This window comes from Pseudomonas sp. BP8 (assembly GCF_017875955.1).
Classification (GTDB): Bacteria; Pseudomonadota; Gammaproteobacteria; order Pseudomonadales; family Pseudomonadaceae; genus Aquipseudomonas.
This window is the reverse complement of sequence record NZ_JAGINK010000001.1, coordinates 596,302-618,498: the sequence shown is the minus strand read 5'-3', so window position 1 is coordinate 618,498 and position 22,197 is coordinate 596,302. Positions and strand designations below refer to the sequence as shown.

At 60.9% G+C, this 22,197-nt stretch carries 21 protein-coding genes; 7 read left to right on the top strand and 14 right to left on the bottom strand.

The features are described from left to right. Positions 1-62 precede the first annotated feature (62 nt). Both J3B00_RS02705 and J3B00_RS02700 read right to left on the bottom strand, forming a co-directional pair. Positions 63-1,211 (bottom strand): FAD-dependent oxidoreductase, encoded by a 1,149-nt coding sequence (locus J3B00_RS02705; RefSeq protein ID WP_209863317.1) that lies wholly within the window; start codon positions 1,209-1,211, stop codon positions 63-65. Positions 1,212-1,244: 33 nt separating this feature from the next. Further along, complete coding sequence (locus J3B00_RS02700) at positions 1,245-1,412, bottom strand: rubredoxin (RefSeq protein WP_028942479.1); 168 nt, start codon at positions 1,410-1,412, stop codon at positions 1,245-1,247. Positions 1,413-1,546: 134 nt separating this feature from the next. Between J3B00_RS02700 and J3B00_RS02695 the strand changes: the two genes are divergently transcribed. Both J3B00_RS02695 and ubiA read left to right on the top strand, forming a co-directional pair. After that, on the top strand, positions 1,547-2,104 hold the full coding sequence (locus J3B00_RS02695; protein WP_209863314.1) for a chorismate lyase: 558 nt from the start codon (positions 1,547-1,549) through the stop codon (positions 2,102-2,104). After that, positions 2,104-2,994 carry a 4-hydroxybenzoate octaprenyltransferase gene (gene ubiA / locus J3B00_RS02690; RefSeq protein ID WP_209863311.1) on the top strand — a complete coding sequence of 297 codons (891 nt, stop codon included), beginning with the start codon at positions 2,104-2,106 and terminating at the stop codon, positions 2,992-2,994. Before J3B00_RS02695 ends, ubiA begins: the two co-directional genes overlap by 1 nt. A gap of 34 nt (positions 2,995-3,028) precedes the next feature. On the opposite strand, the gene J3B00_RS02685 is transcribed toward ubiA, so the two are convergent. After that, complete coding sequence (locus tag J3B00_RS02685) at positions 3,029-3,400, bottom strand: hypothetical protein (RefSeq protein WP_209863307.1); 372 nt, start codon at positions 3,398-3,400, stop codon at positions 3,029-3,031. A gap of 149 nt (positions 3,401-3,549) precedes the next feature. Between J3B00_RS02685 and phoB the strand changes: the two genes are divergently transcribed. From phoB to J3B00_RS02670, 3 genes are all read left to right on the top strand, one after another. Then, on the top strand, positions 3,550-4,239 hold the full coding sequence (phoB, locus tag J3B00_RS02680) for a phosphate regulon transcriptional regulator PhoB (protein ID WP_008091627.1): 690 nt from the start codon (positions 3,550-3,552) through the stop codon (positions 4,237-4,239). A gap of 36 nt (positions 4,240-4,275) precedes the next feature. Continuing rightward, positions 4,276-5,592 carry a phosphate regulon sensor histidine kinase PhoR gene (gene phoR, locus J3B00_RS02675; protein ID WP_209874540.1) on the top strand — a complete coding sequence of 439 codons (1,317 nt, stop codon included), beginning with the start codon at positions 4,276-4,278 and terminating at the stop codon, positions 5,590-5,592. 151 nt (positions 5,593-5,743) lie between these two features. Next, positions 5,744-7,084 (top strand): hemolysin family protein, encoded by a 1,341-nt coding sequence (locus J3B00_RS02670; RefSeq protein WP_209863304.1) that lies wholly within the window; start codon positions 5,744-5,746, stop codon positions 7,082-7,084. A gap of 88 nt (positions 7,085-7,172) precedes the next feature. Here the strand turns inward: J3B00_RS02670 and J3B00_RS02665 are convergent, their stop codons facing one another. Then, positions 7,173-8,069, bottom strand: a complete 897-nt coding sequence (locus J3B00_RS02665; RefSeq protein ID WP_209863300.1) for a peptidoglycan DD-metalloendopeptidase family protein — start codon at positions 8,067-8,069, stop codon at positions 7,173-7,175. 276 nt (positions 8,070-8,345) lie between these two features. Between J3B00_RS02665 and J3B00_RS02660 the strand changes: the two genes are divergently transcribed. Further along, positions 8,346-9,473, top strand: a complete 1,128-nt coding sequence (locus J3B00_RS02660) for a DDE-type integrase/transposase/recombinase (protein WP_245362473.1) — start codon at positions 8,346-8,348, stop codon at positions 9,471-9,473. Between the two features lie 78 nt (positions 9,474-9,551). Here J3B00_RS02660 and J3B00_RS02655 read toward each other — a convergent pair whose 3' ends face one another. From J3B00_RS02655 to J3B00_RS02610, 10 genes are all read right to left on the bottom strand, one after another. Then, complete coding sequence (locus J3B00_RS02655; protein WP_209863294.1) at positions 9,552-10,439, bottom strand: response regulator; 888 nt, start codon at positions 10,437-10,439, stop codon at positions 9,552-9,554. 163 nt (positions 10,440-10,602) lie between these two features. After that, positions 10,603-11,373 carry a phosphate signaling complex protein PhoU gene (gene phoU, locus J3B00_RS02650; protein ID WP_209863291.1) on the bottom strand — a complete coding sequence of 257 codons (771 nt, stop codon included), beginning with the start codon at positions 11,371-11,373 and terminating at the stop codon, positions 10,603-10,605. Between the two features lie 119 nt (positions 11,374-11,492). Beyond that, positions 11,493-12,326, bottom strand: coding sequence for a phosphate ABC transporter ATP-binding protein PstB (gene pstB, locus J3B00_RS02645; protein ID WP_209863289.1), 834 nt, complete (start codon positions 12,324-12,326; stop codon positions 11,493-11,495). Positions 12,327-12,399: 73 nt separating this feature from the next. Then, entirely contained in the window at positions 12,400-14,070 is a 1,671-nt protein-coding gene (gene pstA / locus J3B00_RS02640) for a phosphate ABC transporter permease PstA (RefSeq protein ID WP_209863285.1), read from the bottom strand. A 17-nt stretch (positions 14,071-14,087) separates the two neighbouring features. Next, positions 14,088-16,376, bottom strand: a complete 2,289-nt coding sequence (locus J3B00_RS02635) for an ABC transporter permease subunit (RefSeq protein ID WP_209863280.1) — start codon at positions 16,374-16,376, stop codon at positions 14,088-14,090. Between the two features lie 139 nt (positions 16,377-16,515). Then, positions 16,516-17,514: a phosphate ABC transporter substrate-binding protein PstS gene (locus J3B00_RS02630; protein WP_209863277.1), complete on the bottom strand. Its 999-nt coding sequence runs from the start codon at positions 17,512-17,514 to the stop codon at positions 16,516-16,518. A gap of 143 nt (positions 17,515-17,657) precedes the next feature. Further along, entirely contained in the window at positions 17,658-18,326 is a 669-nt protein-coding gene (locus tag J3B00_RS02625) for a bacteriocin immunity protein (protein WP_209863273.1), read from the bottom strand. 290 nt (positions 18,327-18,616) lie between these two features. Further along, positions 18,617-19,084 (bottom strand): hypothetical protein, encoded by a 468-nt coding sequence (locus J3B00_RS02620; RefSeq protein WP_209863269.1) that lies wholly within the window; start codon positions 19,082-19,084, stop codon positions 18,617-18,619. 33 nt (positions 19,085-19,117) lie between these two features. Then, complete coding sequence (locus J3B00_RS02615) at positions 19,118-19,861, bottom strand: hypothetical protein (RefSeq protein ID WP_209863266.1); 744 nt, start codon at positions 19,859-19,861, stop codon at positions 19,118-19,120. Positions 19,862-20,098: 237 nt separating this feature from the next. Beyond that, positions 20,099-21,388, bottom strand: coding sequence for an MFS transporter (locus J3B00_RS02610; protein WP_209863263.1), 1,290 nt, complete (start codon positions 21,386-21,388; stop codon positions 20,099-20,101). A gap of 359 nt (positions 21,389-21,747) precedes the next feature. Between J3B00_RS02610 and J3B00_RS02605 the strand changes: the two genes are divergently transcribed. Continuing rightward, positions 21,748-22,146, top strand: coding sequence for an acyl-CoA thioesterase (locus J3B00_RS02605; RefSeq protein ID WP_209863260.1), 399 nt, complete (start codon positions 21,748-21,750; stop codon positions 22,144-22,146). Positions 22,147-22,197 lie beyond the last annotated feature (51 nt).

The window sequence follows — 22,197 nt, the reverse complement described above, 5'->3', positions numbered from 1 at the left end:
CCAGTGTCTGCGCGGCCAATGTCGCACCAACAACAAGGCAAAACCGACAGAACACCTTTCATTCACGCCATCAGGGCGGGTAACTGCCGATTCAGTGCCAGCTTTTCCATGACGGCGGTGCCGGTCAGGGCATAGCCCAGCAGCTGTCCTTGAGCATCTCGGCAGAGCAATTTAAGGTCACCGCCCTGCCCTTCGATCTGCCAGGTCCCCTCGCGACCTTGCGGCGGTGGCGAGACCACCAGCGGGCAGGCAGGGGTCTTGACGGTGATCGGCATGGGCCCGTAGGCGACTGCGACCGGGTTGCCGGTCAGCGTTTGCGCCAAGGCCCGCGCACAGCTCATCAGCGGCATCACGTACAGCAGGTTGATGCCATCGACCTCGGCACAATCGCCCAGGGCAAAAATGTTGGCGTGCGAGGTGCGCAGTTCGCGGTTCACCATCACGCCACGGTTGACCTGCAGGCCGGCAGCCGCGGCCAGATCAGTGCGTGGGCGCAGACCGACAGCCGAGACCACCAGGTCGCAGGCGATCACGCTGCCATCCGAGAGGTGCGCCTCGAGGCCATCAGCAGCGTGCTGCAGGCGCGTCAGTACCGGGCCCAGGTGAAAACGCACACCAAGCCCCTCCAGCCCTGCCTGCACCGCCCCAGCTGCAGCAGGATGGAGCAGGGTCGGCATGACCTGTTCGCAGGGCGCCATGACGTCGACCTCAAAGCCTCCCAGGCGCAGGTCATTGGCGAACTCGCAGCCGATCAAGCCAGCCCCGAGAATCAGCACCCGCCGCTTGCCAGCCGCCGCTGCACGGAAGCGGGCGTAGTCTTCCAGGTCGTTGATCGGGAAGACCTGATCGCCGGCATCACCGTCGATCGGCACCTGTACAGTCTGCGCGCCCCAGGCGAGGACCAGGTCGCGGTACTCGACTGCCTCTTCTCCGATCCACAGCCGCTTGTGGCCAGGGTCGATGCCGCTGATGCGCGTATGGGTGCGGACCTCGGCCTTGAGTTGCTCGGCCATCGCCCCAGGTTCGGCCATGCACAGGCTGTCGGCGTCCTTGTCCTTGGCAAAGCCGGTGGAGAGCATTGGCTTGGAGTAGGAGCGACCGTCGTCGGCGGTGATCAGCAACAGCGGGGTGTCGCCGTCGAGCTTACGAAACTCGCGGGCCAGGTTATAGCCCGCCAGGCCGGTACCGATGATCACCACGGGGGACGTCATGTCGTGCTTCCTCTGTTGTTCAATAAGGTGTGATCAGCCGATGGCGATCATTTCGAAGTCCATCTTGCCGACGCCGCAATCCGGGCACAGCCAGTCTGCCGGGACGTCTTCCCAGCGGGTACCGGGCGCGATGCCGTCATCCGGCCAGCCCTCAGCCTCGTCGTAGATCAGGCCACAGACAATACATTGCCACTTCTTCATCAGGGTTCCTCTTATCGGTTTGAGGCTGTAATGCTAATCACGCGGGGCTTTTTACTGGCCCTGCCAGCAGTATGCAAGCAGCGCGGGCAACATGCTAAGCTCGCCGCCTCTCTGGCTGTCACAAGCATACCGACGTGTCGTACGAATCCCCGCAAGCAGCCGCTGTCGCGTGGCTGCCGTATTCACAGCTGGCGACCACGCTCGACCAGCCGATCCTCGACTGGCTGTTCGACGAGGGTTCGCTGACCCGCCGCCTGACCCACCTGTCTCACGAGCACTTCTCCGTCACGCCGCTGTTCGAGGGCTGGCAAGCCCTGCGCGATGACGAATGCCAGGCGCTTGGCCTTGCGCCGGGTGCGCAGGGCTGGGTGCGCGAGGTGTACCTGCGCGGTCACGGCCAACCCTGGGTGTTCGCCCGCAGTGTGGCCGGGCGCAGTGCCCTGGAGCGCGGTGGCCTGGACCTGGAGACACTGGGCAGTCGCTCGCTGGGCGAGCTGTTGTTCTGCGACCAGGCGTTCATCCGTCACCCCCTGCACGTGTGTAGTTATCCACAGGCGTGGCTGCCGTCCGAGGTGGCCGCCGCTGGCCTCTGGGCGCGACGCTCGCGCTTTGAGCGCGATGGCCTCGACCTGCTGGTGGCCGAGGTGTTCCTGCCCGCGCTGTGGCAAGCGGCCAAGGAGGAAACCCGCTGATGTACCTGCAACTGCTCAAGTCGCTCAACCGCCTGCATCCGCGTGCCTGGGACTTCGTCCAGCTGAGCCGCATGGATCGTCCGATCGGCATCTACCTGCTGTTGTGGCCGACCCTGTCAGCGGTATGGATTGCCGGGCACGGTTCGCCGACCGTGGCCAACGTGCTGATCTTCGGCCTCGGCGTGGTGCTGATGCGCGCTGCCGGCTGCTGCATCAATGACTTCGCTGACCGCAAGGTCGACGGCCACGTCAAACGCACCGCTGATCGCCCGCTGGCCAGCGGGCGGATCAAGCCGCGCGAGGCGCTGGCGTTGTTCGCGATCCTGGTCGGGGTGAGTTTCCTGTTGGTGCTGTGTACCAATGCCCAGACGGTATGGCTGTCGTTTGGCGCCGTCGCCTTGGCTGCCTGCTACCCGTTCATGAAGCGCTATACCTACTACCCGCAAGTGGTGCTCGGCGCGGCTTATTCATGGGGCATTCCGATGGCCTTTACCGCGGCCGGCGCCGAACTGCCGGCCAGTGCCTGGCTGCTGTACATCGCCAACCTGTTGTGGACAGTGGGTTATGACACCTACTACGCGATGGTGGATCGGGACGATGATTTGAAGATCGGCGTGAAATCGACAGCGATTCTGTTCGGCGACTCGGACCGCACGATCATCCTGACCTTGCAGATGCTGTCGCTGGGCTGCCTGCTGCTGGCGGGTAATGCGTTTGTACTGGGCGGTTGGTTCCACCTGGGGATAGTCGGCGCGGCGCTGTGTTTCGGCTGGGAGTACTGGTCAACGCGCAAGCTGGACCGCGATTCGTGCTTCAAGGCGTTCCTGCACAATCACTGGGCGGGGTTGCTGGTGTTCATTGGTGTGGTGCTCGACTACGCATTGCGTTGAACCCAGGGGGCTGCTGCACAGCCCCCCGGCAATATCAGGGCTTGGCCACGTGCCAGACGTCTTTCATGCCATCACCAGTGGTTTCCCCAGCCTTCTTGTCCTTGACGAAGGTATACAGCGGCTTGCCGTCATATGCCCACTGCATGCTGCCATCGTCGCGGGTGACATGGGTCCACTTGCCCTTGGCGGCTTCGTCATCTTTCTTGACCATCAACGGCGGCCAGTTCTTCGCACAATCGCCATTGCACATGGACTTGCCGCCGGCATCCTTGTCGAACGTGTACAGCGTCATGCCGTCATGATCGACCCACATGCCATCCTTTTCCATGGCATGGTGGGCGGATGCCACTCCCGGCAGCGCCAGCACAGCGAAAAGGGCCATCCAGTTCAGCGTTTTTCGTGTCATTGGATTTCACCGTTTTTGTTCGGGGGTGGGAGCTAAAGCCTAGCTCAGCCACCGATACTTGCCGCAACGGCCCACGACATGTCACACGACTGCAATAATTCCGTTATCTAATGCGGGCCACGACACCGAATCCAGGAGAGGTTTTGAGCATGGTTGGCAGGAACATTCTGATCGTCGACGACGAAGCACCGATTCGCGAAATGATCGCCGTTGCATTGGAAATGGCCGGCTACGACTGCCTGGAAGCGGAGAACTCGCAACAGGCCCACGCGATCATCGTCGACCGCAAGCCTGACCTGATCCTGCTCGACTGGATGCTCCCGGGCACTTCCGGGATCGAGCTGGCCCGCCGCCTCAAACGCGATGAGCTGACCGGCGACATCCCGATCATCATGCTCACCGCCAAAGGTGAAGAGGACAACAAGATCCAGGGCCTGGAAGTCGGCGCCGACGACTACATCACCAAGCCGTTCTCGCCGCGCGAGCTGGTCGCCCGCCTCAAGGCGGTGCTGCGCCGTACCGGGCCAAGCGACACGGAAGCACCGATCGAAGTCGGAGGCCTGCTGCTCGACCCGATCAGCCACCGCGTGACCATCGACGGCAAGCCCGCCGAGATGGGCCCTACCGAGTACCGCCTGCTGCAGTTCTTCATGACCCACCAGGAGCGCGCCTACACCCGCGGTCAACTGCTCGACCAGGTCTGGGGCGGCAACGTCTACGTCGAAGAACGCACCGTTGATGTGCACATCCGTCGCCTGCGCAAGGCACTGGGTGAAGCCTACGAAAATCTGGTACAAACCGTCCGCGGTACCGGCTATCGCTTCTCGACCAAGAGCTGATCGAAGCCTGAGCACTGGCTGCACGCTGTACAAGGACTGTCACAATTGAACCAGAACTGGCACGCGACCCTGATTCGCCACCTGCTCCTGCTGATCAGCGTCTGCCTGATCGGGGGGCTGGTCACTGGCTATTACGGCTGGAGCCTGGCCATCGGCCTGGCGCTCTACCTGGGTTGGACACTCAAGCAGTTACTGCGCCTGCACGACTGGCTGCGCAATCACCAACCCGATGAAGCACCGCCCGATGGCTATGGCCTATGGGGCGAGGTGTTCGACAGCATCTACCACCTGCAGCGCCGCGACCAGCGTGTGCGCGGGCGTCTGCAAGCGGTGATCGATCGCGTCCAGGAGTCCACCGCCGCCTTGCGCGATGCGGTGATCATGCTCGACAGCGATGGCAACCTGGAATGGTGGAACCGCGCCGCCGAAACCCTGTTGGGCTTCAAGACCCCGCAGGACGGTGGCCAGCAGGTGACCAACCTGGTCCGCCACCCGCGTTTCAAGGAGTACTTCGAGGCAGAGAACTACCTCGAGCCGCTCGAGATCCCCTCGCCGATCAACGACCGCCTGCGGGTCCAGCTGCACATCACCCGCTACGGCAACAACGAGCACTTGATGCTGGTACGCGATGTCACCCGCATTCACCAGCTCGAGCAGATGCGCAAGGACTTCATCGCCAACGTCTCGCATGAGCTGCGCACGCCGCTGACGGTGATCGCCGGTTACCTGGAGACCCTGCTCGACAACGTCGAAGAGGTCAATCCGCGCTGGACCCGCGCGCTGCAGCAGATGAGCCAGCAAGGCTCGCGCATGCAGACGCTGCTCAATGACTTGCTGTTGCTGGCCAAGCTCGAGGCCACCGACTACCCCTCGGACAACCAGCCGGTGTCGGTGGATGCCTTGCTCGCGTCGATCAAGGGCGATGCCCAGGCGCTGTCCGGCCCACGCAACCAGCGCATCAGTCTGGAGGCAACCCCGGGCATCTCGCTCAAGGGCAGTGAGTCGGAGCTGCGCAGCGCGTTTTCCAACCTGGTGTTCAACGCGGTCAAGTACACCCAGGATGAAGGCAATATTCGCATCCGCTGGTGGGCCGACGAGCAAGGCGCGCACCTTTCGGTGCAGGATTCCGGGATGGGCATCGACGCCAAGCACTTGCCGCGACTGACCGAACGCTTCTATCGGGTCGACTCCAGCCGCAACTCCAATACCGGGGGCACCGGCCTGGGACTGGCGATCGTCAAGCATGTGCTGCTGCGCCATCGTGGGCGGCTGGAGATCAGCAGCGTGCCGGGCCATGGCAGTACCTTTACCTGCCACTTTGCGCCGAGCCAGGTGGTGATGGGCAAGGCCTGATACCGAGGGGCCGCTCCCACACGCCCGCGACCGATGCGCTGAACAACTCTTTGCTTTTGCGGGCTCAGCCGCTACATTGGCTGTCCTGTGCCAGCACCTGCTGGCACTTCTTTTTCATCCTTTTTGAAGACGGACCCCGTAAAACTCCATCATGGACCCTTCCCCTGGTATCAGCTTCACCTCCCTGTTTGCCGACTTCGGCATGATTCTCTTTGCACTGTTCCTGGTCTTGCTCAACGGCTTCTTCGTTGCCGCCGAGTTCGCCATGGTCAAGCTGCGCTCGACCCGGGTCGAGTCGATTGCCGAGCAGCATGGCTGGCGCGGCAGCATCCTGCGCAAGGTGCACAACCAGCTGGACGCCTACCTGTCGGCCTGTCAGCTGGGTATCACCCTTGCCTCGCTGGGCCTTGGCTGGGTCGGCGAACCGGCCTTCGCGCACTTGCTCGAGCCGCTGCTGGCCTACTTCGGCGTCGACAGCCCGGAACTGATCAAAGGCGTTTCGTTCTTCGTCGCGTTCTTCGTGATCTCGTACCTGCACATCGTGGTCGGCGAGCTGGCACCCAAGTCCTGGGCGATCCGCAAACCCGAACTGCTGTCGCTGTGGACGGCTGTGCCGCTGTACGTGTTCTATTGGGCGATGTACCCGGCCATCTACCTGCTCAACGCCAGCGCCAACGCCATCCTGCGCATCGCCGGCCAAGGCGAGCCTGGCCCGCACCACGAGCACCATTACAGCCGTGAAGAGCTCAAGCTGATCCTGCACTCCAGCCGTGGCCAGGACCCGAGCGACCAGGGCATGCGCGTGCTGGCCTCGGCCGTCGAGATGGGCGAGCTGGAAGTGGTCGACTGGGCCAACTCCCGCGAAGACATGATCAGCCTCGACGCCAAGGCGCCGCTCAAGGAAATCCTGGCGATGTTCCGCCGGCACAAGTTCAGCCGCTATCCGGTGTACGACGCCGAGCGCGAAGAATTCACCGGTCTGTTGCACATCAAGGACCTGCTGCTGGAACTGGCCGATCTTGACCATATCCCGGGCATCGTCGACCTTGAAGAGCTGTGCCGCCCGCTGGAGCGCGTGTCCCGACACATGCCGCTGTCGCAGTTGCTCGAGCAGTTCCGCAAGGGTGGCGCGCACTTCGTGCTGGTCGAGGAAGCCGATGGCAAGGTGATCGGTTACCTGACCATGGAAGACGTGCTGGAAGTGCTGGTCGGCGATATCCAGGACGAACACCGCAAGACCGAACGCGGCATCCTCGCCTACCAGCCGGGCAAGCTGCTGGTACGCGGCGATACGCCGCTGTTCAAGGTCGAGCGCCTGCTCGGTGTCGACCTGGACCACATCGAGGCCGAAACGCTGGCCGGGCTGGTCTACGAGACGCTCAAGCGGGTGCCTGAGGAAGAGGAACTGCTCGAGGTCGAAGGGCTGCGGATCATCATCAAGAAGATGAAAGGGCCGAAGATTGTCCTGGCCAAGGTTCTGAAACTGGACTGAGCCATTTGGGCCGCTGCGCGGCCCTTTCGCGACACAACGCCGCTCCCACAGGTGATCGCATATACCCTGTGGGAGCGGTCTCAAGCTTTCAGGGGTTGCCCGCGGTGAAGTTGGGCAACCCGCCAAGGGGCTTGTCGAACTGATACGGGATCGACTCCAGCGCCAGGCCGACATTGCGCTGCACCACGAAATGCAGGTGCGGCCCGCTGCTGTTGCCGGTGTTGCCCGACTTGGCCAGCCGCTCCCCCTGCAGCACCCGCTGCCCCTCACCCACCATGACCGACCCGCGCTGCAGGTGCAGGTAGACGCCCATGGTGCCGTCGGGGTGCAGGATGCGCACGAAGTTGCCCGAAGGATGGGTGCCGCGCCCACTCTGGCTGTTCTCGATCTTCACCACCACCCCGCCCCGGGCGGCAATGATTGGCGTGCCTTCCGGCATGGCAATGTCCATTGCATAGCGCCCTTTGGCGCCAAAATGGCTGTAGCGCCCATTCGGCCCCTGGGTCAGACGAAACGGCCCGCCGTGCCAGGGAAACGCGTAGCGGAAGGCCTGGGGCCTTTGCCCCGGGTTGCCCATGGCGTATTTCAACTTGGTCTGGTAGCCCAACTGCGCACCTGGCCGTGTCATCACCACGGTGAGCATTTGCGTCGAGCGCGCCGGGAGCACCTTGCGCACGATCCGCGGTGCGTTGCTGCCCAAGGCATTGCTCAAGCCTTGCAGGCGCAGTTCGACCTCGACCGGCGCAAACAGCTGATTGCGCGCCATGAAGCGCACACCGCCGGCAAAGGCCTCAGCGTCGAGGTGCACCTGGCTGTCGAGCCGCTCGACCATTGAATCGCGCAGAACCAGCGGCTTGGCGCCCAGGCTGGGGCGATCGGAGTAGGACACCACGCCGTAGGCATCGGTCGTTTTGTAGAGGGTCATGGCCACGCTCGACGCCGACGCCGTGAGCAAGACACAGAGCAACAACAGACGGCTGGACATGATAGTGGCTTTTTGACAGGTGAGATCTGTCGAAGCCTAGCAGCCGGATCAGCGACAAGATGTGCAGTTGGTCGGGTGAGCGGGTGTCAGTGCCGGCCTCTTCGCGGGGCAAGCCCGCTCCTACAGGTTTTTTGGGCGCCGCAGTCCCTGTAGGAGCGGGCTTGCCCCGGGTACAAACCGGAGACATCGTTTACATTTCAAACCGGGGACATGGTTTACAGGCTAATACGCATGATCAGGAGGTATTTGATCATGCCCTGGAACCAAGAGTCCCCCATGGATCAACGAGTCAGATTGATTGGCGAATGGCTTTCCGGTGATTACACCAAGAGTCAGCTTGCTCGCCGGTACAACGTCAGCCGCCCCACGATCGACAAATGGATATCGCGATATTCTGCGGGCGGCGTTGAAGCGCTGTCCGATGCCTCACGGCGTCCCGACAACAGTCCTAACAAGACAAGTGATGAGCTGTTGGCCCGCATTGTTGCGATGAAAGAAGCGCACGACAAATGGGGCCCCAAGAAGCTCATTGAGCTGTTGCGCCTTGAAGATCCATCCGTTGACTGGCCGTCCCCGAGCACCGCAGGGCAGTGGCTAGACCGACTGGGCATGGTTCACAAACGTGGGCCAAAGCGGCGATACGGGAAAAGCCCCACAAAGATGAGAGAGGCCAACGAGCCGAACAAGACCTGGTGCATCGACTACAAGGGCCAGTTCAAAATGCTCAACGGCCAGTGGTGCTACCCGCTAACAGTCACGGACCACGCCTCGCGCCTCCTCTTGGCCTGCAAAGCCCACAAGAACATCATGACGCAGCCGGTCATACAGACGCTTGAGTGGCTTTTTCAGGAGCATGGAATGCCAGAGGTAATCCGCTCTGACAACGGCAGCCCATTTGCTTCAGTCGGGCTGGCAAGGATGTCCACTATCGCTGTTTGGTTGATCCGCCTCGGGATTTTTCCCGAACGGACCGCTCCCGCGCGCCCAGATCAGAATGGTCGTCACGAGCGGATGCATCGCAGCATGAAGCTTGAACTGCCTCTGGGTCACAATCTGATCCATCAACAATTGTTGCTTGAGCATTTCCGCCACGAATTCAACTATGTCCGTCCCCACGAAGCACTGGGGATGAAGCGTCCATTTGAGCTGTATGTACCATCCAATCGGCCTTACCCCGGATGTCTGCCTGTCGTGGAGTATCCCGCCGAAATGGCTGTCCGCAGTGTCAGGCAAAATGGCTCGATCAAGTGGAAAGGCAAGCTGCTGTTCATCAGCGAGGCCTTGTCTGGCGAGAGGATTGGCCTGAAAGAGGTGGAGGATGATATTTGGGATGTGTTTCTGTGTGACCATCTCCTGGGGAGGCTGGAACGGGGTGAAAACCGCGTTCAAGCCTCAAATGTGTAAACCATGTCCCCGGTTTAAGATGTAAAGGATGTCTCCGGTCGTACACCCGCGAAGAGGCCGGTACAGACACAAGCGCAATCAAGCACCAGGAATAAAGTGCTTCTGCGCCGTTCCGCGAGCAATCAACCGCGACAGGTAGTCGAGCTTCTGCGCATCCTGGTCAACAAACTTGAAGGTCAGCTGCAACCAGTCGCTGTCAGGTTTTGGCTCCAGCGCTGCCACTGCATGCAGGTAGCCGTTCAGCCGTGCCACCTCGGCGTTTTCACCCTGCTCCAGGTCAAGCACTGCACCTTCCAGTACCTGCGGCAGGTTGGCGCTGCGGCGCACCACCAGCAGCGCTTCCTTGAGGCTCAACGCCTTGATCACGCAGGCCTGCGAACCGCTGGCCAAACGCAGTTGGCCCTGCCCACGCCCGCTCGGCGCAGCTGCAGCCGCAGGCTTGGGCGCCGGCGCACTGACCAGCGGCTTGGCCGCAGGCGCAACCTTGGCCGTCTCAGGACGGCCACCGGTCAGCGCGCTCAGCGAGTCATTGGCAAACGCCGAGTTGACCCGCGCCGCGCCGCCGGCCATCAGGCTGTCGAGCTTGCCGAGTTTGGTCAGGGACTTCTTCACCTTGCTCAGCAACTGCTCGTTGGTAAACGGCTTGCCGACGAAATCGGACACCCCGGCCTGAATCGCCTGGATGACGTTTTCCTTGTCGCCGCGGCTGGTCACCATGATGAACTGCAGGGCTTTGTGCTCTGGCTGCTGACGGCACCAGGTGAGCAACTCGAGGCCTGACATCTCCGGCATCTCCCAGTCGCACAGGACCAGGTCATAGCGGTCCTTGCTCAACAGGGCCATGGCCTTGCGGCCGTTGACCGCGTCTTCGATGACCATCCCAGGGAAGGCATTGCGCAGGCATTTCTTAACCAGGTCACGAATGAAGGGGGCGTCATCCACAACCAGCACATTGACTTTACTCATCAACACTCCTCTTGATCCTGGCTAGCATACCGCTGACTGGTGGCCATATGCCACGAAGCGGTCACGCCAAGACTGCTAACACTGTTCGCGGGTGCCTGTTGGCTGCTCGACCGCAAACGAAAACGCCCGGCACTAGGCCGGGCGTTCATGCTCGGGAGCAGTACTATTTATCGTCCGATTGCGCCGGAACATTAGCGACTTCGCCCTCTCGGCCTGCAGTGCCTTCAACTTCCGCTTTCATGCGCTTGAGGCCCATGTGGCGGACGTCGGTGCCGCGTACCAGGTAGATCACCAGTTCGGAGATGTTGCGCGCGTGGTCGCCGATACGCTCCAGCGAACGCAGGGCCCAGATAACGCTGAGCACGCGCGAGATCGACCGTGGGTCTTCCATCATGTAAGTGACCAGCTCACGCAGGGCGGTCTTGTACTCACGGTCGATGGTCTTGTCGTACTGGGCTACCGACAGGGCCAGATCGGCATCGAAGCGGGCAAAGGCGTCCAGCGCATCGCGGACCATGTTGCGCACCTGGTCACCGATGTGGCGCACTTCGACGTAGCCGCGTGGCGACTCGCCTTCTTCGCACAGCTGAATGGCTCGGCGGGCGATCTTGGTCGACTCGTCACCGATGCGCTCGAGGTCGATCACCGACTTGGAGATGCTGATGATCAGGCGCAGGTCGGAGGCCGCCGGCTGGCGACGGGCGAGGATGCGCACGCATTCCTCGTCGATGTTGCGCTCCATCTGGTTGATCTGCTCGTCGACTTCACGCACCTGCTGGGCCAGACCCGAGTCGGCCTCGATCAGCGCCGTGACGGCGTCGTTGACCTGCTTCTCGACCAGCCCGCCCATCGCCAGGAGGTGGCTGCGAACCTCCTCCAGCTCGGCGTTGAACTGCTGGGAGATGTGATGGGTAAGGCTTTCTTTGTTGATCATGCTTTCGCTCCGCGAAAAAGCTTCAAGTTGCAAGCTTCAAGCTTCAAGTTGTTCGTGTCGTTCCCGGGCTTCACGCTCGCCGCTTCTTGCAGCTTGAAGCTTGCAGCTAGCTGCTGCTACTAGCCGTAGCGACCGGTGATGTAGTCTTCGGTCTGCTTCTTCGAGGGGTTGGTGAACAGTGTATCGGTATCACCAAACTCGATCAGCTTGCCCATGTACATGAACGCGGTGTAGTCGGAGACGCGCGCCGCCTGCTGCATGTTGTGGGTAACGATGACGATGGTGTACTTGGATTTCAGTTCGTAGATCAGCTCTTCGACTTTCAGGGTCGAAATCGGGTCGAGTGCCGAGCATGGCTCATCGAGCAGCAGTACTTCTGGCTCGACGGCGATGGTCCGGGCAATCACCAGACGCTGCTGCTGACCACCAGACAAGCCCAGCGCCGACTCGTGCAGGCGGTCCTTGACCTCATCCCACAGGGCCGCGCCCTTCAGTGCCCACTCGACGGCCTCGTCAAGGGTGCGCTTCTTGTTGATGCCCTGAATGCGCAGGCCATACACGACGTTCTCGTAGATGGTCTTTGGGAACGGGTTAGGCTTCTGGAACACCATGCCAACCCGGCGACGCAGCTCGGCGACGTCTTCGCCCTTACGGTAGATGTTGTTGCCGTACAGGTTGATCGCGCCGTCGACGCGGCAGCCATCGACCAAGTCGTTCATGCGGTTGAAGGTCCGCAGCAGGGTCGACTTGCCGCAGCCGGACGGGCCGATGAAGGCAGTCACGCGCTGCTTGGGGATGTTCATGCTGACGTCGAACAGCGCCTGCTTGTCGCCGTAGAACAGGGACAGGCCAGGCACTTCGATGGCCACGGTTTCTTCGGCCAGGCGCAGGCCCTGCTTGTCGCGACCCAGGGCCGACATGTCGATGCCGCGGGCGTGGGATTCTTGCTGCATGGTCAACTCCATACGCTATCAATTCGTGTCAAAGGGCCGCCCGGCTCGCGGGCGGCACGCTTGTGGATCAGGCTTAGTGGTCGAGCGCCTTGTACTTCTCGCGCAGGTGGTTACGGATCCACACCGCCGAGAGGTTGAGGGTGGCGATGACCATTACCAGCAGCAGCGCGGTGGCGTACACCAACGGCCGCGCGGCCTCGACGTTGGGGCTCTGGAAGCCGACGTCGTAGATATGGAAGCCCAGGTGCATGATCTTCTGGTCAAGGTGCAGGTAAGGGTAGTTACCGTCTACCGGCAACGCCGGCGCCAGCTTGACCACACCCACCAGCATCAGCGGCGCCACTTCACCGGCGGCGCGGGCTACGGCGAGGATCATGCCGGTCATCATGGCCGGGCTGGCCATCGGCAGGACGATCTTCCACAGGGTCTCGGCCTTGGTTGCGCCAAGAGCCAGCGAGCCTTCACGCACAGTCCGCGGGATCCGCGCCAGGCCTTCTTCAGTGGCCACAATTACCACTGGCACGGCCAGCAGGGCCAGGGTCAACGAGGCCCAGAGCAGGCCTGGCGTACCCAGGGTCGGCGCCGGCAATGCTTCAGGGAAGAACAACCGGTCGATCGAACCGCCCAGTACATAGACGAAGAAGCCCAGGCCGAACACGCCGTAAACGATCGCCGGTACGCCCGCCAGGTTGTTCACGGCGATGCGGATCAGCCGGGTGACTGGGCCCTGGCGTGCATATTCACGCAGGTAGACCGCAGCCAGCACGCCGAACGGGGTGACGATCACGGCCATGATCAGGGTCATCATCACGGTACCGAAGATCGCCGGGAAGATCCCGCCCTCGGTGTTCGCCTCACGTGGGTCATCACTGAGGAATTCCCACACCTTGGCAAAGTAGGTCGTCAGCTTGGTGAAGGTGCCCATCGCGTTTGGCTGATAGGCATGGACGACCTTGTCCAGGTTGATCTCGACTTCGCGGCCGTTGCCGTCACGGGCCACCAGGCTGTCGCGGCTGAAGTCGCTGTGCAGGGCACCGAGGCGCTCTTCAATGGCTTTGTAGCGGTTGTTCAACTCGGCGCGCTCGGACTCCATGTCGGCCTGCGCAGCGGCGTCCAGCTTGCCGTCGAGTTCCAGCTTGCGGCTGTGCAGACGCAGGCGCTCAAGGCCATGGTTGATGGCACCGATGTCTTTCTTCTCGAGGGTCTGCAGCTCGCCAGCCAGCTTGCTGGCACGCTTGAGGCGCGCCTGCAGTTCGCCCCAGGCGGCCTGGCCCTCGGCAACTACCTTGCCGTTTTCCTTGACGCTGACCAGGTAGCCGTAGAAGTTGCCCCACTCGCGACGCTCCAGCGCGATCAACTCGGCGGGGGTGGTCTGATCCACCAGCCAGTCGCCGACCACCCAGGTGAAGTCGCTGCCATTGAGGTCGCGGTTACCAACCTTGACCAGCTCGCGGGTCATGAACTCCGGGCCATCCTCAGGCACCGGCAGACCGGCCCCTTTCAGACGCGCCAGCGGCACCTGTTCTTTCTGTACCACTTCACCAACAACCACATGATCAGCCTGGCCCGGCACCTTGTAGGTGGCCTGGATCAGGTCGGCCGGCCAGAAGTGGCCCAGGCCACGCACGGCGATCACCGCCAGCAGGCCCACGGTCATGATCACGGCGATGGCAACCGCGCCACCGCTGATCCAGACGCCGGGGGCGCCGCTCTTGAACCAGCCTTTGAGGGAATCCTTTTTCACGGATCTCTACCTTTCTATCAAAGCGACGAGTATTTCTTGCGCAGACGCTGACGAATCAGCTCGGCCAGGGTGTTCATCACGAAGGTGAACATCAGCAGTACCAGCGCAGCGAGGAACAGCACGCGGTAGTGGCTGCCGCCGACTTCCGACTCGGGCATCTCCACCGCGACGTTGGCAGCCAGGGTACGCATGCCTTCAAACAGGTTCATTTCCATGACCGGGGTGTTGCCGGTGGCCATCAGCACGATCATGGTTTCGCCCACCGCACGGCCCATGCCGATCATCAGCGCCGAGAAGATCCCCGGGCTGGCGGTCAGGATGACCACGCGGGTCAGGGTCTGCCACGGTGTTGCACCGAGGGCCAGCGAGCCCAGGGTAAGGCTGCGCGGCACGCTGAACACGGCGTCTTCGGCAATCGAGTAGATGTTCGGAATCACCGCGAAGCCCATGGCGATACCGACTACCAGGGCGTTGCGCTGGTCGTAGGTGATGCCCAGGTCGTTGCTGATCCACAGGCGCATGTCGCCGCCGAACCACCAGGTTTCAATGAACGGGCTCATGTACAGGGCGAACCAGCCGGTGAACAGGATCACCGGAATCAGGATCGCCGCTTCCCAGCCATCCGGGACGCGCAGGCGCAGCGACTCGGGCAGGCGGCTCCAAGTGAAGCCGGCGACCAGGATGCCGACCGGCATCAGCAGGAACAGGCTGAACACACCCGGCAGGTGGCCTTCGAGGTAGGGCGCGAGGAACAGGCCGGCGAAGAAGCCGAGGATCACCGTCGGCATCGCTTCCATCAGCTCGATCACCGGCTTGACCTTGCGGCGCATGCCCGGGGCCATGAAGTAGGCGGTATAGATCGCAGCGGCAATGGCCAGCGGTGCGGCCAGGATCATTGCGTAGAACGCGGCCTTGAGGGTACCGAAGGTCAGCGGCGAGAGGCTCAGCTTAGGCTCGAAGTCGGTGTTCGAGGCAGTCGACTGCCAGACGTACTTGGGCTCGTCGTAGTTTTCGTACCAGACCTTGCTCCACAGTGCGCTCCAGGACACTTCCGGGTGCGGGTTCTTCAGGCTCAGCGGCAGCAGCTTGCCGCCTTCCTCGATGAAGATGCGGTTGGCGCGCGGCGACAGGGCGAGGATGCCCGCGCCTTCGGCGGCCGGCTCGACCAGCAGGGTGCGATGCGCGGTACTGTGGAACACACCCAGCTGACCGGCGCTGTCCAGGGCGATGAAGCCCTTGCGGCGCTCTTCAGCGTCGATCTGCACGACCGGCGCAGTGCCCATCTGGAAGCTGCGGATCAGCTTGAAACGTTGCTCCCCATCCGGGTCGCGGGCCATGAACCACTGGCTCAGGCCGCCCTTGGAATCACCAAAGATCAGCGAAATGCCGCCGACCAGCTGGGTGCTGGCGGTAATTTCGGCCTGACCGTCGTCCAGCAGCTTGTAGCGACCGTTGAGGCTCTTGTCGCGCAGGCTGAAGACGTCGGCCTGGGCACGGCCGTTGACCACGTACAGCCACTGTTGGCGCGGATCGATGTAGATGGCTTTGACCGGTTCGGTCATCTGCGGCAGGTCGATGTTGGTCTGCTCGCTGGTGACCTCACCGGTCATCATGTTTTCTTCGCGGGTCAGTTGGGTGACCAGCAACTGCGAACCGTGCGAGCCGGCGACCGTCAGGGTCTCACCATTGATGTTGACGCTGACGTGCTCGAGCGCACGGCCCTGCGGGTCCAACGCAAACGGCGCCTGACCGTACGGGAAGTCGATGCCAGGGGTGATGGTCTTCTTGTTGTCCGGGTAGGTGATCTTGTAGCTGTGGTTGAACACCATGGCCTGGCCGTTGGAAAGGCCCAGCACGATCAGTGGGCTGCCCGGCTGGTCGCTGCCGATCGAGGACACTTGAGTGCCTGCTGGCAGTGGCAGGTCGACGCGCTTCACCTCGGCACCGGTCTTGGTGTCGAAGAACAGCGCCTGGCCCTTGTCGGACACACGCATGCCGACGAGGTTTTGCTCCTCGAGGGCAATCATCAGTGGCTTGCCGGCGTCCTGCTGCAGCCAGGTCGGCTCCAGGGCCTTCTTGCTGGTCAGTTCGGCGCCCTGGAACAGCGGCAGCACGACATAGGCCAGGTAGAAGAAGATCAGGGTAATCGCAGCCAGCACGGCAAGCCCGCCCACCAGTACATACCAGCGGGTCAGGCGATCCTTGAGGGCGCGAATACGGCGCTTGCGTTGCAACTCGGGCGTATTGAAATCAATCCGCACCGGAGCAGAATTTTGGGTCATGGTGGAGTTGGCCAGATCATTCATGCGCACACCCTAGCGGTCCCGTATTACAAAAACATGACAGTGCATTGACGCAAAAAAGCCCGCCGCTCAGGAGATCTGGCTTCGGACTGAGAATGTGTGGGAGGACCGGCCTTGCAGCCAGCCCTCGCCGGGGTATTACTTACTTCTTGGCGACATTCGCGTTGTGCGACAGGCCCAGGTCAGCCAGGGTCTTGTCGACCACTTTGGCCGGCAGCGGGATGTAACCATCCTTCACCACGACCTGCTGGCCAGCTTGCGACAGGACCAGCTTGATGAACTCGGCGTCCAGCGGTGCCAGCGGCTTGTTCGGCGCCTTGTTGACGTAGACGTAGAGGAAGCGCGACAGCGGGTACTTGCCGTTCAGGGCGTTTTCTTCGTTGTCTTCGATGAACTCGCCGCCGTCTTTCTTGGCCAGAGGCACAGTCTTGACGCTGGCAGTCTTGTAGCCGATGCCCGAGTAGCCGATGCCGTTCAGCGAGCTGCTGATCGACTGCACGACCGAGGCCGAGCCAGGCTGCTCGTTGACGTTAGGCTTGAAGTCGCCTTTGCACAGGGCTTCTTCCTTGAAGTAGCCGTAGGTACCGGATACCGAGTTGCGACCGAACAGCTGCACTGGCTTATTGGCCAGGTCGCCGGTCACGCCCAGGTCGCCCCAGGTTTTCACGTCGGCCTTGGCGCCGCACAGGCGGGTCGAAGAGAACACGGCATCGACTTGAGCCATGGTCAGGCCCTTGATCGGGTTGTCCTTGTGCACGAACACGGCCAGGGCGTCGACAGCAACCGGAATCGCGGTTGGCTTGTAGCCATACTTCTGCTCGAAGGCCTGCAGCTCGACGTCTTTCATCTTGCGGCTCATCGGGCCGAGGTTGGCGGTGCCTTCGGTCAGCGCGGGTGGCGCGGTGGAGGAGCCGGCAGCCTGGATCTGGATGTTTACGTTCGGATATTCCTTCTTGTAGGCCTCGGCCCACAGGGTCATCAGGTTCGCGAGGGTATCGGAACCGACGCTGGAGAGGTTGCCCGAAACACCGGTGGTCTTGGTGTAGGTCGGGATTGCTGGGTCGACAGCGGCTACCGCATTGGCGGTTGCAACGCCAGCGGCGGCAAAGGTAAGGGCCGCCATCAAACGCTTCAGTTTCATGCCTTGCTCCTAGCAGGAATATTGGGGGTGTTGGATGGATCGGGCCCAAGTATCTGCAGGCCGCATGAACACGATATGACCTCAATGTGACAATTGGATGAAAGGCCATCACCGCTTGCACGGGATGGCCTTTTCAGGATGTTTCAGGGGCGCGCTATGACACTAAAGTTCACGGCGATCCCTGAACATGAGGCTAGAAACGGACTGGCGGCATCTCGGCGGGCTCTATCCAGCGCGACCTTTACCGAGACCTGCAAACGTTGAAGCTGGCTAACAGCCCGCTTGGCCTGATGATGAGCCCGTTCGAGAGCCCGTAGCGCGTCCAGGCTGACGGCAAGCGGCTTCTGAGGCGCTTCGCCGGACAGGGTTATCTGGTGCTCGAGTATGGCTAACTTCTGCTCTGCCTCCCGTTCGGACAAATGAATGTCACCTACCAGTTTTCGGACGTTCTCCAGCGTCCGGGTTGAGGAATGGCTGGCCCGCTGTTCGCGCGTAAAAGTCTGATGAACCGGTGATGGTTGCAAGATCTGGTCTTTGAAGGCAGCCCGGCCGTTGTGCTGATGCCACCTTTTTATCGTGGCAACGATTTGATGAGGATCGATGATGCTGGCCGTGTCATCGGTCTCTGAGTAGAACAGTAGATCGCTGCCGGCGGGATGACCGACTATACGGTTGAAGTGCGTTATCAATACACCATGTGAGATTTCGTCGGTCTCCACATGCCATCTATCTTCGACCAGTCTACGAAAAGAATGCTCATCGTACTGATCCAGACTGGATATATTATCCCTCGCGCCATGAGTTAGCTGCACGTAGGCAGCCAGCGCATTCCCTTACAGTTAACGTTCGTGGCCCTACGTAGACATCAGGATGTCAAATGCTTGGTTATCCGACTAAAAATCACGATCCAACCCAGGCGCCAGCTCATAATGCTGCGTCAATGAACCGGAGTAAATCTCCATCAATTTTCCAGGGGGCACAAGCTCCGCCAATACCAGCTCACTGTGTAGACACCCTAAAAAATCAAATAACAATCGAGCCTTGAGAGTTCATTAACATAGCCCGTCATCTAAGTGAAGCTTAGGCAATAAATATTGAAAACTCATTTTTCCTTAGCTCTAAAGATAACGGCGGAAGTTTCGAAATCAGATGTGTATTGATACATTAATTCCACTCCCGCGAAGCCCTTTCCAGATAGCTCGTACGCATCCCACCCACCCGTCTTCCCTATGGGTTGTGGTAAAGCCACCGGGGCTCTGAAATTTACAGGGTCCCCCCATACTTCTCGAACAAAATGCTTACTCGTACAAGCATAAGGTGGAGACAAAATATCGTTAAACTCTGGTTCAAGCTCCACCCGCCTAATGAACGTTATAATAACAGCCTTCATAACCGCGGTTTCTGTATCAAATTTGTAACTAACGCCAGGCTCTGGCTCAAGGTAAAATTCTGTATCTCCTGGATAGACCGTTATGAATGGCAACCTCGGGTCGAGTCCCAGATCGAGCAACGCGGCATGCGTCTTACCCAAAAATCTCAACCAGTGCTCGACGTTTACAATTTTTTTCATGGCTTCACCACTTCAATGAAATTTTCAAGCAAACTAACAAGCTCCGACTTGACATGTTTCACTATGCTTTCTGTGCACCTCCGTAGGTATCACGACAGCGGGAGCCTGCCTGAGTAACGCTCTGAGCTGGTAAGGTGATAAATCAGGTAAAATGTTATTTATCCAGAGCTTTATCGCGCCTTGGGCTGGTATATGATCCACATCCATATCATCTCTGATACTTCTACGTTCCAAATCCGCATAGGTACCCGTTTCTGTATTTTCTGCCGGTTCATTATTAACCAGACCCGGCTCAGGTAGATCTCCCCCACCACCGAACCCCGGAATTATGGCCCCAGTTTCGCCTGGATTCGCGCCAGGAAGTATTTCAACCCTTGGCCCGACCGGATCAGGCGGTGGGCCAGGCAAGGTGCCCGGCAGGGCTGGGGCCACAGGCAGAAGCGTCGACTCCAGCAACTCTGCCCCAGGCGCCACCAGTGGTGTCCAGATACGCGGGGGCTGGCCGTGTACAATTGTCGCGTCAAATCCGAAGGCCACACTGCTGGCGAACCAGGGCTCGAACGGCTGAACGACCGTCAGGCTGCCCTGAGTGCTCCCAGGCGTGGGAATGCGGAGCTGATCAAGGTCGTAAAGCCCAAATTCGACACTGCCTGCAACGAGATGATGCAGTTCAAACGCGTGCCTGTTGCCGACCCAGCTTTCTTTGGGAGCAACGGGAGAGAAACCGCGAAGGATGCGCCGCTGGTTCAGCTCAAACACGGTCATCAAAGCGAACATCGACGCCTGCATTTACCTCAGCCGCTTCAGGCACTAACGCCAGCACTGCCAGACCTTGCATCTGGCCAGTGAAATGAGCGCCAAGCTGCGCACGGCGCTCCTCGCGTGCCCCTATAGCGCTACGTCAAAACACTCATTTCAGTTCATTTCAATGAATTCAATCCAGGCGTTTATCGATCTGGAAAACCTGTAGGACACTGCCTTATTAAAGGCGATGTCCCACAGCAACTAGAGCAATCAACGCTTTTTCGCCAGCAGGTAGAGCCCCACCAGCAGACCAACGGCGCACAGCACCGCCACATAGTAGGCAGGCGCCATTGGGCTGAACTTCAGCAGCGCGGTCACCGCCATCGGCGTCAGCCCGCCAAAGATGGCGTAGGCCACGTTGTAGGAGAACGACAGGCCGCTGAAGCGCACCGGCGCCGGAAACGCCTTGACCATCACATACGGTACGGCGCCAATCACCCCGACGCACAGGCCGGTGATGGCGTACAGCGGGAGTAGCAGGTCTGGCCGGGTCGGCAGGCTGTGGTAGAAGGTCCACGAGCTGGCCAGCAGCGCCAGGCTGCCGATCACCAGCACACGGCCGGCACCGAAGCGGTCGGCCAGGCTGCCTGAGCCGATACAGCCGAGGCTGAGCAGGACGATCGCCAGGCTGTTGGCCTTGAGCGAGTCGATCGGGCTGATGTGGTAAAGGCTCTGCAGCAATGTCGGGGTCATCAGGATGACCACGACGATACCGGCCGACAGCAACCAGGTCAGCAACATCGACAGGACGATTGCGCTACGGTGATCACGCAGTACCGCTGCCAGCGGCAGCTCTGCAGCCAGGGCCTTGCGTTGCTGCATCTCGGCGAACACCGGGGTCTCATGCAGCCAGCGGCGCAGGTAGACCGAGAACAGTCCGAACACACCGCCGAGCAGAAACGGGATACGCCAGGCGAAATCGGCCACTTCTTCCGGCATGTACAGGGAGTTGATCAGCATCGCCACCAGCGAGCCCAGCAGAATGCCGGCGGTCAGCCCCGCCGTCAGGGTGCCACAAGCGTAACCGGTGTTGCGCGCCGGCACGTGCTCGGAGACAAATACCCAGGCACCCGGTACTTCGCCGCCGATCGCCGCACCCTGGATGACGCGCATCAGCAGCAGCAGAATCGGCGCCCACAGGCCGATCTGCGCGTAGGTGGGCAGCAGGCCCATGATCAGTGTCGGCATCGCCATCATGAAGATGCTCAGGGTAAACATCTTCTTGCGCCCGAGCAGGTCGCCGAAGTGCGCCATGATGATGCCGCCCAGCGGCCGCGCCAGGTAGCCGGCGGCGAAAAGGCCGAAGGTCTGCATCATGCGCAGCCATTCGGGCATATCCGGCGGGAAGAACAGCTCACCAATAACCTTGGCGAAGAACACGAATATGATGAAGTCGTAAAACTCCAGAGCACCGCCAAGGGCGGACAATGACAAGGTCTTGTAGTCTTTGCGGGTCAGCGGCCGCGAGGGCTGCTCGATACTGCTCGGCACGGAGGTCATCGATTATCTCTTGTAGGGCGTGCAGGCCGCTTGCGGCGCGGCTTCTGGATTGGGAAACAGCGAAGATAACAAATTGCCACGCCGTGCTCATAGCAATACGAAAACCCTACAGATATTCATGAATGTACGGTCGTCGCTGGCGGTCAGGGTCTATATACTGCCCCTTCGTAGGAAAAGGTTGCTTCCCTAATGGGATGTTGTGCGAAAACGCCGGTCACTATGCTCGGGCGGTTTCGCAGAGTTTCCCTTTGGCCGCCCTCCAGAGCGAAATCAGCGTAGTATGTTTTTGGCTGAATCGTTTTCACGGCGTCCTTGATTGCGCCCACCAACGAAGCGTCACGGGTCAGAGGCCCCACGGCATGATTGAGCTCGAACAAGAAGATCCTATCCCGCAGGGCGACCTGGCCCTGCAGATCACTGCGTTACCCCGCGAAACCAACGGTTTTGGTGACATCTTTGGCGGCTGGCTGGTCGCCCAGATGGACCTGGCGGGTACCGCCATGGCCAGCCGCGTCGCGGGCGGTCGCGTAGCTACCGTGTCCATCGACCGCATGGCCTTCCTGGTGCCGGTGGCGGTGGGCGCACAGCTGTCGTTCTATACCCAGACCGTAGAAATCGGCCGCAGCTCGATCCAGATGCTGGTCGAGGTGTGGAGCGACGACCCGTTGTCCAGCGAATGGCGCAAGGTCACTGAAGCGGCGTTTGTCTTCGTCGCCATCGATGGCAGTGGTCGCACCCGTTCCGTGCCTCGTCGCTGAGGCACGCTGGCGGTAAACTCGTTGCAAGGCACAAGGTCGAAGGCCTGACGT

Bases quoted from the DNA above. Each gene is read 5' to 3' on its own strand.
- J3B00_RS02605 (WP_209863260.1), top strand. From the start codon at position 21,748: ATGATTGAGCTCGAACAAGAAGATCCTATCCCGCAGGGCGACCTGGCC.
- J3B00_RS02610 (WP_209863263.1), bottom strand. From the start codon at position 21,388: ATGACCTCCGTGCCGAGCAGTATCGAGCAGCCCTCGCGGCCGCTGACC.
- J3B00_RS02670 (WP_209863304.1), top strand. From the start codon at position 5,744: ATGGACCCTTCCCCTGGTATCAGCTTCACCTCCCTGTTTGCCGACTTC.
- J3B00_RS02685 (WP_209863307.1), bottom strand. From the start codon at position 3,400: ATGACACGAAAAACGCTGAACTGGATGGCCCTTTTCGCTGTGCTGGCG.
- J3B00_RS02635 (WP_209863280.1), bottom strand. From the start codon at position 16,376: ATGAATGATCTGGCCAACTCCACCATGACCCAAAATTCTGCTCCGGTG.
- phoU (WP_209863291.1), bottom strand. From the start codon at position 11,373: ATGATCAACAAAGAAAGCCTTACCCATCACATCTCCCAGCAGTTCAAC.
- J3B00_RS02705 (WP_209863317.1), bottom strand. From the start codon at position 1,211: ATGACGTCCCCCGTGGTGATCATCGGTACCGGCCTGGCGGGCTATAAC.
- J3B00_RS02700 (WP_028942479.1), bottom strand. From the start codon at position 1,412: ATGAAGAAGTGGCAATGTATTGTCTGTGGCCTGATCTACGACGAGGCT.
- pstB (WP_209863289.1), bottom strand. From the start codon at position 12,326: ATGCAGCAAGAATCCCACGCCCGCGGCATCGACATGTCGGCCCTGGGT.
- phoB (WP_008091627.1), top strand. From the start codon at position 3,550: ATGGTTGGCAGGAACATTCTGATCGTCGACGACGAAGCACCGATTCGC.
- J3B00_RS02615 (WP_209863266.1), bottom strand. From the start codon at position 19,861: ATGTTCGCTTTGATGACCGTGTTTGAGCTGAACCAGCGGCGCATCCTT.
- J3B00_RS02655 (WP_209863294.1), bottom strand. From the start codon at position 10,439: ATGAGTAAAGTCAATGTGCTGGTTGTGGATGACGCCCCCTTCATTCGT.
- J3B00_RS02665 (WP_209863300.1), bottom strand. From the start codon at position 8,069: ATGTCCAGCCGTCTGTTGTTGCTCTGTGTCTTGCTCACGGCGTCGGCG.
- J3B00_RS02620 (WP_209863269.1), bottom strand. From the start codon at position 19,084: ATGAAAAAAATTGTAAACGTCGAGCACTGGTTGAGATTTTTGGGTAAG.
- ubiA (WP_209863311.1), top strand. From the start codon at position 2,104: ATGTACCTGCAACTGCTCAAGTCGCTCAACCGCCTGCATCCGCGTGCC.
- J3B00_RS02630 (WP_209863277.1), bottom strand. From the start codon at position 17,514: ATGAAACTGAAGCGTTTGATGGCGGCCCTTACCTTTGCCGCCGCTGGC.
- J3B00_RS02660 (WP_245362473.1), top strand. From the start codon at position 8,346: ATGGATCAACGAGTCAGATTGATTGGCGAATGGCTTTCCGGTGATTAC.